The 9,309-nt window shown below is 62.9% G+C and carries 13 protein-coding genes and 3 pseudogenes; 8 read left to right on the top strand and 8 right to left on the bottom strand.

Annotation, left to right across the window (positions count from 1 at the left end; translation table 11 throughout):
* Nucleotides 1-59 precede the first annotated feature (59 nt).
* Together K2Y56_RS17325 and K2Y56_RS17320 are read left to right on the top strand one after the other, a co-directional pair.
* Nucleotides 60-200 (top strand): hypothetical protein, encoded by a 141-nt coding sequence (locus K2Y56_RS17325; RefSeq protein ID WP_292510216.1) that lies wholly within the window; start codon nt 60-62, stop codon nt 198-200.
* Between the two features lie 36 nt (nt 201-236).
* Nucleotides 237-689: pseudogene (locus K2Y56_RS17320) on the top strand (transposase); the annotation flags it as partial.
* A gap of 12 nt (nt 690-701) precedes the next feature.
* On the opposite strand, the gene K2Y56_RS17315 reads toward K2Y56_RS17320, so the two are convergent.
* A complete protein-coding gene (locus K2Y56_RS17315; protein WP_292510211.1) occupies nt 702-1,514 on the bottom strand; it encodes an IS5 family transposase in 813 nt (270 codons plus the stop codon).
* An 87-nt stretch (nt 1,515-1,601) separates the two neighbouring features.
* On the opposite strand from K2Y56_RS17315, the pseudogene K2Y56_RS17310 reads away from it, so the two are divergent.
* Nucleotides 1,602-1,844 (top strand): annotated as a pseudogene (locus K2Y56_RS17310) (IS110 family transposase); the annotation flags it as partial.
* Between the two features lie 555 nt (nt 1,845-2,399).
* Here K2Y56_RS17310 and K2Y56_RS26535 read toward each other — a convergent pair.
* The 4 genes and pseudogenes from K2Y56_RS26535 to K2Y56_RS17290 form a co-directional block, all read right to left on the bottom strand.
* Nucleotides 2,400-2,513: pseudogene (locus K2Y56_RS26535) on the bottom strand (hypothetical protein); the annotation flags it as partial.
* Nucleotides 2,514-2,528: 15 nt separating this feature from the next.
* A complete protein-coding gene (umuD, locus tag K2Y56_RS17300; RefSeq protein ID WP_292510207.1) occupies nt 2,529-3,098 on the bottom strand; it encodes a translesion error-prone DNA polymerase V autoproteolytic subunit in 570 nt (189 codons plus the stop codon).
* Nucleotides 3,099-3,323: 225 nt separating this feature from the next.
* On the bottom strand, nt 3,324-3,710 hold the full coding sequence (locus K2Y56_RS17295; protein WP_292510204.1) for a hypothetical protein: 387 nt from the start codon (nt 3,708-3,710) through the stop codon (nt 3,324-3,326).
* On the bottom strand, nt 3,710-4,384 hold the full coding sequence (locus K2Y56_RS17290) for a ParA family protein (protein WP_292510201.1): 675 nt from the start codon (nt 4,382-4,384) through the stop codon (nt 3,710-3,712). Before K2Y56_RS17290 ends, K2Y56_RS17295 begins: the two co-directional genes overlap by 1 nt.
* Nucleotides 4,385-5,359: 975 nt before the next feature.
* On the opposite strand from K2Y56_RS17290, the gene K2Y56_RS17285 reads away from it, so the two are divergent.
* On the top strand, nt 5,360-5,764 hold the full coding sequence (locus K2Y56_RS17285) for a thermonuclease family protein (protein WP_292510198.1): 405 nt from the start codon (nt 5,360-5,362) through the stop codon (nt 5,762-5,764).
* A 190-nt stretch (nt 5,765-5,954) separates the two neighbouring features.
* Here K2Y56_RS17285 and K2Y56_RS17280 read toward each other — a convergent pair whose 3' ends face one another.
* The gene (locus K2Y56_RS17280; RefSeq protein WP_292510196.1) at nt 5,955-6,437 is read right to left on the bottom strand and encodes a hypothetical protein; all 483 of its coding nucleotides are present in this window, start codon (nt 6,435-6,437) and stop codon (nt 5,955-5,957) included.
* A 209-nt stretch (nt 6,438-6,646) separates the two neighbouring features.
* On the opposite strand from K2Y56_RS17280, the gene K2Y56_RS17275 reads away from it, so the two are divergent.
* The 4 genes from K2Y56_RS17275 (at nt 6,647) to K2Y56_RS17260 (ending at nt 8,610) form a co-directional block, all read left to right on the top strand.
* A complete protein-coding gene (locus K2Y56_RS17275) occupies nt 6,647-7,300 on the top strand; it encodes a hypothetical protein (protein WP_292510193.1) in 654 nt (217 codons plus the stop codon).
* A gap of 152 nt (nt 7,301-7,452) precedes the next feature.
* Nucleotides 7,453-7,704 (top strand): hypothetical protein, encoded by a 252-nt coding sequence (locus K2Y56_RS17270; RefSeq protein ID WP_292510190.1) that lies wholly within the window; start codon nt 7,453-7,455, stop codon nt 7,702-7,704.
* Nucleotides 7,705-7,713: 9 nt separating this feature from the next.
* The gene (locus tag K2Y56_RS17265) at nt 7,714-8,199 is read left to right on the top strand and encodes a hypothetical protein (protein ID WP_292510187.1); all 486 of its coding nucleotides are present in this window, start codon (nt 7,714-7,716) and stop codon (nt 8,197-8,199) included.
* Between the two features lie 237 nt (nt 8,200-8,436).
* Entirely contained in the window at nt 8,437-8,610 is a 174-nt protein-coding gene (locus tag K2Y56_RS17260; protein ID WP_292510185.1) for a hypothetical protein, read from the top strand.
* A 38-nt stretch (nt 8,611-8,648) separates the two neighbouring features.
* Here the strand turns inward: K2Y56_RS17260 and K2Y56_RS17255 are convergent, their stop codons facing one another.
* Both K2Y56_RS17255 and K2Y56_RS17250 read right to left on the bottom strand, forming a co-directional pair.
* Nucleotides 8,649-8,912 carry a hypothetical protein gene (locus K2Y56_RS17255; RefSeq protein WP_292510183.1) on the bottom strand — a complete coding sequence of 88 codons (264 nt, stop codon included), beginning with the start codon at nt 8,910-8,912 and terminating at the stop codon, nt 8,649-8,651.
* A gap of 84 nt (nt 8,913-8,996) precedes the next feature.
* A complete protein-coding gene (locus K2Y56_RS17250; protein WP_292510180.1) occupies nt 8,997-9,209 on the bottom strand; it encodes a hypothetical protein in 213 nt (70 codons plus the stop codon).
* Nucleotides 9,210-9,309 lie beyond the last annotated feature (100 nt).

Below are 9,309 nucleotides of genomic sequence, written 5' to 3'. Positions count from 1 at the left end.
ATGGCGCGGGCATCGGCGCGAGATAGGGCGGCGTGTCGTCTGAGACGAGTCAACACCGCTTGCGTTCCAAGTCCCGCACCCTCGAATGGGTAGATTGGTTCAATCACCGTCGGCTGCTCGAACCGATCGGCAACGTGCCTCCCGCCGAAGCGGAAGCGCGCTACTATGCACAAACCGAGGCGCAAGCCTTGGCAGCCTGACCCAAACCAAATGGCCTCCGGGAAACCCGGCGCGGTTCAATGGAGCTGCGCACGCTGCTGACCAGCCGCAAGACGTTGGTGTTGAAGATTGGCGACGTCGAGAACCAAATCCGCGGCTCGCTCTGCCTGTTCGGGATCAAGCTCGGCACCGCCAAACGCCGGACTTTCTCGGAACGGGTGCGCGAGCTGACTGCGGACCTGCCGCGCGTCGCCGCCATCCTCGACGTGCTGTTGCAGGCGCACGCGGCGATGCTGTTCTCGCTCGACCGACTCAACCGCATGGTGCTGGAGATCGCCCGCGAGCATGCGGTCTGCCGGAGGCTGATGACGGTGCCGGGCGTCGGAGCCGTGGTCGGCTTAACTTTCATCGCCGCCATCGAGGATCCCGCTCGGTTCGCCAAGTCGCGCTCGGTCGGGGCGATTCTCGGTTTGGTGCCGCGCAAGCATCAATCCGGCGAGATCGACCGGAACGGGAAGATCACTAAGAGTCCGTCCGATAAGTCATGAGGCGCGTCCCAGCCGTCGAACGAGGATCATGACGGCAGCGGCGTAGAGGAAGGCTTGGGCCGAGGCGAGGGTCGCCTCCGGGTCTTTCCAAAGGCGGCGGTTGCGGCTGATCCAGCCAAAGAAGCGTTCGACCACCCATCTGCGCGGGTGCACGGCAAAGCCGACTTGATCCTTGGGTTTGCGCACGATGTGGACGGTGATGATCGTTGCAGTCGCGGGCCTGTCGCCCGCATAGCCTGCATCGGCGAAGGCCTTGGCGATGAACGGGAAGGTCCGCCGCGACAGGCGCAGCACCGGTCCGGCCCCATCGCGATCCTGTACGTCGGCGGCCTGCGGATCGAGCACGAGCGCGCGCCCGTCCGTGTCGACCAGGGCCTGACGCTTGCGGCCTTTGATCTTCTTTCCGGCGTCGTAGCCCCGGGGGCCACCGCTCTCGGTGGTCTTCACGCTCTGGCTGTCGAGTACCGCGGCGGTGGGTGAGGCATGCCGACCAGCCCGCTCGCGGTCGGCCATGACGAGCGTGTGGTTGATCCGGCCGAACAACCCGTCGTCGCGCCAGCGCGCGAAGTAGCCGAACGTCGTGCTGCGTGGAGGCAGGTCCTTCGGGATCAGCCGCCAGGCGATACCGCCTCGCAGCACGTAGAAGATGGCGTTCAGGACCTCCCGCGTCGTCCAGACTGGCGGGCGGCCACATGGCGCCGGCTCCGGCATCAGAGGTGCGATCACCGCCCACTCGGCATCTGTCAGGTCGGTTTCATAGCGCAGGCCCGCACGGCTATGCTGCCGCCGGGTGGTCGGGGTCCACATGGCAGATCCAGGTCAGGTTTCAGCACCCTCTTGGAATCACTGCCATCCCGGCCACTCAACCCTGCCTCAGCCCCTTATCGGACGGGCTCTAAGACCGGTGATACCGAGGCGCGCGCCGCGCTGTTCGAGGCGGCGCACGTGATGCTGCACCGGGTCAAGAAGTGGTCCGGGCTTAAGGTGTGGGCCACGAAGGTGGCACAGCGCCAGGGCAACAAGCGCGCCACGGTGGCGCTGGCCCGCAAAATGGCGGTGGTGATGCACAGGATGTGGGTCGATGGCACCACGTTCCGCTTCAGCGCGACGGAGCCATCCGCTGCTGCCGCGGCATGAGCAACCTATCGCCATGAAGGATTGAGGCCGGGCGCGCCTGGCCTCGAAAGGTCGTCCTCACGGGGACGGGCGGGAGGTGAAGCCGGAATGACGGGTGTGCTGGCCTTTGGCCAAGTCCGCTGTCGCATATAGGCTCGCCTCTCATCGGAACGCGATCATGTGGCGGTCACCGTACCGACCACGGACAGAAGCCAAGAGCCCCGTGAGACGAATAGGATGAGACTGACAAAACACCAGTTTCGGAGGAGCCAGGTAGAAAAGATAAAACGTCCACGCAGTGGAGCGTATCGCAAGCTAGTCCTACGACGGTGGAAGCGGAAAGGCTCCCGGCGATTGATAATGATCGACTTTTTCGTGGTCCGCGATGGAGGAGATCCTAGAACTCCGCTCTATGCAAAGAGGGCGTATCATCAGCCGGGGAAACGCATTCGGTACAACAGCTTTACTATGTCTTTGTATGGGCCGTCAGATAGGTAAAAAATTGAACTCGGCGCCCACTTTCACGAAGCGGAGAGGCACAAAACAAGGCTTGACGGAGAGGGCCCGATTACAGAAGCCATCGTTGTTGGACAGAACTACAATCGCCTTGGCTGCAAGCTCGGGCTGGAACAGCCGCTCACAGGAGGCGTAGAAATTGTTGCAGTCGACCAGGGCGACGAGGCCGGGCATGGACGGCCACGCCTCTCAAAAGACGCGTGACGAGCCGGTGACCACGCCCCACACCTGAAACTCCGCCTCCTCCGGCACCGTGATGTCCGGATACGCCGGGTTCTCCGCCTTTAGGATCACCCCGTCGGCGCGTTTCAGGTACGTCTTCATCGTGAAGTCGCCGTTCAGGCAGGCAACGATGATGCAGCCCGAGCGCGGCTGGCGCGCCTTATCGACCACCGCGATGTCGCCGGGAAACAGCCCTCGCCCGGTCATGCTCTCACCGGCGACCCGCACCAGAAATACGGACGGCGCGCCGATCCCGTGCAGCTCGTTGAGATCGAGCGGGCGCTCCAGGCTGTCCTCGGCCGGCGACGGGAACCCGCACGCCACCGAGGCCGTCACCAGCGGCGCCGTGGCGTTGCTGCGCGCTTCCGCCTGTAGGAACTCGCCGATCCCGCTACCGGACCCACCCCGCGCTGCGGCGGCCCTACGGGCCGCCTCCGCAATGTCCACCGGGAGCCGGACCACCTTGGTCGGCTCGCCGGTCGGCCTCCCCGCCCCTTCGCGAGGGCCACCCCAGGACGTCCCCTTGCTCTGGCGCATCAGCCCGACCTTCCCTCTTGAAATCCGTAACGAATAACAAGCACATGGGTTGCGCCCAAGGTCGAGTGTCGTGACGCGTCAAGCGGAAAGATGTGCGGAGGCGTGTGAATTCAGGGGATAAACCCTGCCTTACCGACCGCTCAACGGCACCCGCTGACGTCATTGCGCACCGTCCCGGGAGGGATCGATGCGCGGAAGCGAAAGCGGGCTTTGGGTCGGGCGAAATCAGCGCTTCGCGCTACGCCGGCCGTCCTCAGGCACCAGGGAAAGATCGAAGCCTTCGGCGTAACCCCTCGACGCGAGTGCCTCGATCACAAGGTACTTCACCGACACCTTGCGCTTCGCCGACGCCATCTTGAGGGCCAGCCAAATGGCATCAGGCACCTCAAGCCGCAGCGGGCTGACCGGGCCGTCATATATCGCGGAGGCGGCTGGCGCGGCCGGGCTGGCAGCGGGGGCCGGGTCCGCCGCATGCTCAGGCGCCGGTGCGAGCGAGCGAGCGAAACCCGCCTCCGCTCCTCCGGCGACGAGCTGCGCCAGGTCATCCGCGTTCGGCCGGGGGCGCGGAGCGGGGCCGAGGCCGACGGGGAAAGGCTTCACGGGCGTAGTCATCAGGCAGCGACCTCGTCAGCGGGGGTGATGACGGCGAGGATCTCGTCGAGCGCGCGGTTTATTTCGGCCGCCGCCTTCGGATCACCGCCTGGCTCTAGCGGCGTCAGGCCGTTGAAATGCATCGCCTGGTAGGCGTTCGGGCGCCTGATCGTTTCGGTCTCGAATACCGGAATACCTGCGTCGATGACTTCCTGCCGGGCGTGCTTGGCGACCCGGCTCGCGATCGTCGCCATGCCGGTGAATATCACACGCGCCGGTATGTGGTGCTTCACAAACTTTTCCGCCCGCCTGACCTCAACTTGCGTGCGAAACACCTCTTGCAGGTCCATGCCGGAGATGCCGGACGGGATCACGACCATGTCGCTTAAGGCAATCGCGTAGGTAACGGCCTTCGAGGCCGCACCTTCCAAATCGACCAAGACGAGGTCATAGCGCTCAAGGCTCTCTGCGATCCGGTCCTGCATGGTGTCCTCCTTGACGCCAGCGATCACGTCGACGCCCCCACCCCTGCCCTCGCGGTCAGCGGCCTCGCGCCAGGCACGCACGTGACCATTCGGATCGGCATCGAGGATGACGACGCGGGCACCGCGCTGCGCAGCCGCCGAGGCGAGACAGATCGCCAGCGTCGTCTTGCCGACGCCTCCCTTGGTCGAGCACAGGCTGACGACAGGCATGTTGGCTCCTTCACGGACGGGCGCACGCCGTTCTAGGCGCAAGACGACTTGGGCGGAAAGGCATATGTAAACACGCCTACCCGCCTTTATGAATCTAACGGCGAAAGATCAATAAACCATGAAGGCGCCCGCCCCAAAAGGCGCTTGGGCATCGAGGCGTACGCCAATGCGCCTAATTGTGCAAATGTACGATTGGGCGGATTCACGCCTGGGCGTAATGCATATTTTTACAAAGTCTCATCTGTACGCATGGGCTTAACGTCGCAAAGGCGCGTGCCTATCTGTGCTTATGTGAAAAAGATCCGTTGGGCGGATTCACGCTTAGGCGTTAACACATTTGGTCTTAAGTGTAATCTGTAAGAATGTACAGATGTTCTTAAAACCGCCTGCCGGAATGGGCTTTTGTAAGGAAGCCGTTCTGCCTTTGTGGTCTCTTGATAAAGTGTTCTTAATATCATCAAGGCGGATTTACAAAATAACATTTGGCTTAAATGTGCTTTGGCTTGCCGTCGGTATAACATCTGAGCTTCTGTTCAGAAGCCCGTTTGTTCAGAAAGGCTTCTGATCAGTTTCGCGACTCCACGGAAAGCGCAACGGGGGAACGTTGGCTGTGTTTGAGCCTCATCGGATGTATGGTCTGATGCCTCACTCGGGTAGTTGTAAGCAGTTTTTGGTCAGTTCGATCTTATGTCCTTGGACTCAAAAGACTTTCTGTCATAATGATATTTTGCACTTTTGTACAAATGTACATTAAATGCGACTTGGCCCCGGTTTTCTCCGGCGCTGTGGCCTGAATGCAATGCCAAGATCAGTCTATATCATTGGCTTTGTTGGAGTGGCGCGTCCCTTCGGGACCGGGCTCTACTCACCGCCTGCGGCGGCTCCCCGAACCCGCTTACGCGGTTTCGGCCCTTCGGGTAACGATCAACCTCGCGCAGCCCCCGAGTAAGGGAGGGGTTGCTTAAGGCGGTGCGTATGAAACACCTCGTTCTCGCAGGCCTTCTTGCCATGGCCTGCACTCCTGCGATCGCCGAGACGGTCGACGGCGCCCTGATCCGCGTCATCGACGGCGACACGGTCGAGTTGGCGGGTGAACGCATCCGTCTCATCGAACCGGACGCCCCGGAAATCTCGAAGCCCCGCTGCAATACCGAACTCGCCAAGGGTCTCCTCGCTTCGGGCCGCCTGCGCCAGCTCCTCAAAGGGGCGGTTCGAATCGAACGCTCCGGCCGGACCGACCGCTATCGCCGAACCCTCGCGTCCCTCGTAAGCCTTGAAGGCAACGTGGCTGACATCCTGATCCGGGAAGGACTCGCCATTCCCTACAAGCCGGGCCTGGAGGCCTACCAGCAGCGCGCCGCGCATTGGTGCCCGGGATAGGGCAGGGGACAGCGCAAGATAGCACCAGAGGCAGAGGGGACGAGGTCCGGCCAAAAAATAAGGCCGCCCGGTGAAGAGCGGCCCGAAGTCTAGGGAGGAAACGCCCAAGAAGGGCTGCACAACCGCGACGCCGTCGCAGTTGCACGACGGTCCTATCGCATGTCATGTTGCGGTGCACAATAGCCACGCTTCAGGTATACAGCCCCTCGCGTTGAAGCCGCGTCAGCAGGGCACCCGCCTCGATCCGAGCCGCCGCGTCCTGCTCCGCGTTCTCAAGCCTTTGCTCGAACATGGGCACGAGCCAGCGCATGGCTTCCGCCATCGCCGAGCCCTCCCAGAGGATCAGCACCTCGCGGTCGATCAGGTCCTCCAGGAAGCGGTACAGCGTCATCATCACGAGGATCGCCGGGCGATCGGTCCAGCCGGTGATGGTGCTTTTGCCGGCTCGCTCGACCCGTCTGGTCATGGCTTCGCGTTTCCGGGCAGAGAGATCGTCGAATGGCTCCAGGCAGGCCGTGCGCAGGTGATCCCGCAAGGTGGTCAGATCAGCCTTGGCCTTCTCCTCCAGGGCAGGATCAGTCGGAATGAACACCCGCTGCGCCGTCGTCAGGGCGAGAAACAGGTAGGCGGGTAGAGCCAGCTCGACGCGCTGGCGATCGGATAAGGCAGGCATCGACACCATGGGCCAGGGCTAGGGCAGGGCGCCCACCGGCAAAAGCAATTCTGTTGTCCTAGCGTACCACTCTTATGTTCTGCCGTTCCAATCACGGTTCGGCTTCGTCGCTGCCGCGCCAACTATAGAGGCCGAGAGAAGCGCATCGACGCGACGGTAGACAGGATCGGAGAGAGGCTGCGATCCGGGCCGTCCGCGAGGCTGTAGCCATGCCCTACCGTTCCCGGAAGTCCCACCACGTCCGCCAGGACGTCACCCGGCTGCCCGCCGATAGCGATGCCCGCTGGCGGTCCGAGTACCGCCAAGCGCAGTACGAGCGCGCCCTGATCGGTATACAGACCGACCTCCTCGGCGGTCCCGCCGTCGAGGTGTTCCGCGCCTCGCCTAAGGGGCCGGCTGCGGCGCCCTGGCAGCCCGACTACCAGATCGAGCGCATCGACGAGCTGGCACCCGACGAGCTGGCCCGCCGCCTCGCGGACGACCCACAGACTCCGTTCGCCAGGACCACGCGAGCAAAGCTCAACCCGGAGGAAGTCGCAACCCTCGTCGCCAGTGCCGCCAACTGGCTGCGCGTCGGCCAGCCTGTGCGGATCACCAGCGCACCCCTGACCTTCGACGGCAGTGACGAGCGCCGCGTCGGCCGTACCGGCGTAATCTGGCGCCAGTGCAGCACCACGTTCGCTGACCACGTCTACGTCAACCTTGACCTCATCGGGGCCGAGCGATCGGAGAAGGTCGTGTTCATCGAGCTGCGCGACGTCATCCCGATCGAGGACAGCCGGTCGAGCCAGGCCGTAGCACCAATCGCTTCAACCTTTTCAAGGTCGAAGGCCAGTCGTGTGAGCGTAACCTTCGGAGCTTAAACTACCGATGGGCTGAGCACGTCTTGGTTCAACCGCCGTGGGGACACCGCATCACCCCTCTGTACCTCAGGTCAGCGGGGCTCTGTATTTCAAGGGTCACCATCGACAATAGCTATACAAGGCAGTCGTGCGTTGTGGTATGAAACAAGCGTATGTGCACGACCTTAGCCGCGCCAGATACTGGCATCACCCTCGACCTGATTGCCAGCCTTGCTGGAGAGCTCGCCCACGCACTCGGGGCCGAGTACATGCCTTTCAATCTTCACGAGCCGGACCCACGCTACACGCTCCTCGACCAGGCTCGTACCCTGTTGATGCAGAACGCCCGGCACGTCCCCGTGGAGATCGACGAGATCCTTGAACTTGCTCTCGCGCAGGGTGGCTACACCCCCCAAGCCCCGTAGGAGCGCATCGTGATCGATCCGGACGCAGAGATCCGTTCCTGGCTCCCGATCGTCTGGTACAACCGCTTCCGGACCGATCTCCCCGACCTCTGCCTCGGCCGCTGGCCGCCCGGTATCACGACCGTGACACCCTGGAAGCTCTGGGTGGTCGAGACCGATGCGGAACGCGCTGCGCTGCTCGCCGCCCTTGCGCGGCCCGTGCCGCGCCGTGACGGCGCCCTCGACTTCCGATCAGGACCGGATGCCGCCGTCAGCCAACCGGGCAGCGGCGACACCGTGATGGCGCTCTACGAGCCGCCCAGCCCCGGCTGGCCCTGGATCACCCTCGGCCGCTGGCCGCGCGAGATCGGCCGCCAGTACGGCGCCGAGCGCGAGACCTACACCTGGGATGTTGATCTAAGCTCGGAGGACGCCGTCGACCGTCTCAGTCGGAACATCGGGGAGGGCATCCGCCTCGCCGACTTCATTGCCAAGCCGGCCGTGGGCAACGCCTGACGGCCGAGGCACGCGACCTTTGCCAGCCGGATCGGCCAAGCGGAGAGGGGAGGGCTGCTCATCTTCGCTTGCTCAATGCCAATCTCAAAGGCAGGCGAGAAGACAATTCGTTTTGCGCGATTACCTATTGCACAATGTATGCAAATATTTAGCGCTTTCGATGATCATGGAATCAATATACGGCTGAGTCGAACGCCTGAAAGTCAATTGCTTCAGCGCTCAATCGGAGTATTGAATATGAGAAAAATTGCTACTTTGGCGGCCGCTCTCACGATTGCCGCGACCGCATTTGGCATCACAATGCTGATGACGCCGCCGGCCTCGATTGCGCAGCCCATTTCTTCAATCGATACATACGCTCTGACGCTGAAAGCCAATCCCGCGATGGGCGAGAATTACGATCACCACTGACTGATCGGGCGCTGATCCAGCGGTCAGTCGCGTATCCGTCAAGTCTTCTCCGGACGCGCCAGCAGGATGGCGGTTCGAACCGCAACGCGCTTCAAATGCTCCGTGGCATCCTTCGTACCAAGGGTCACGGAGGCCCACGCGTGCGAGCGTACGGCTTCCGCAAGGTCGATCTGGTAGCCGTCGCCGAAGAGGAACGCCGTGGTGTTCTGGTCGGTCATGAAGGCCTCGACCGCAGCCACCACATCCGCCTCCAGGATGGCTTTGGCTTTATAGAGTTCGCCGGTCGTCGGGTTCTGAGTCATGCGTGCACGCTAGCACGTTGATTGAGGTCGGACGGGGAGGGGGCCCACGACACCGGAATCTCAATCAGCCTGAGCGCTGCCGTGTCAGTGCATTGTCCGGTTGCGCCTAGCACTTTCCAGCAGTTCGTTCATGAGCTGCGCCGTCTCCTCATGATCGGCGGGGAGGGGGCGCGGCGGGACACCGAGCCGATCCAGGCGTAGGTCCTCGGCGAGCTCCTCGGGAAGAGTGGGTATGTGCTGGCGTGCCACTGCCAGCACCGCGTCGGGCTCGGGATGCTGGCCGTAGTCATCACCCAACCAGATCTGGGGGCAGGCGCGCTGGGCCTGTCGCAAGCCGTGCCGTAGGCCGCAGCAGAGGCTAGATCTGTCTCGTTTTTAGGCTCTGTTAACCGCCTGA

The sequence above is a fragment of the Methylobacterium sp. genome, assembly GCF_019745455.1.
In the GTDB taxonomy this organism is placed as follows: domain Bacteria; phylum Pseudomonadota; class Alphaproteobacteria; order Rhizobiales; family Beijerinckiaceae; genus Methylobacterium.
This window is presented reverse-complemented; position numbering and strand designations above follow the sequence as displayed.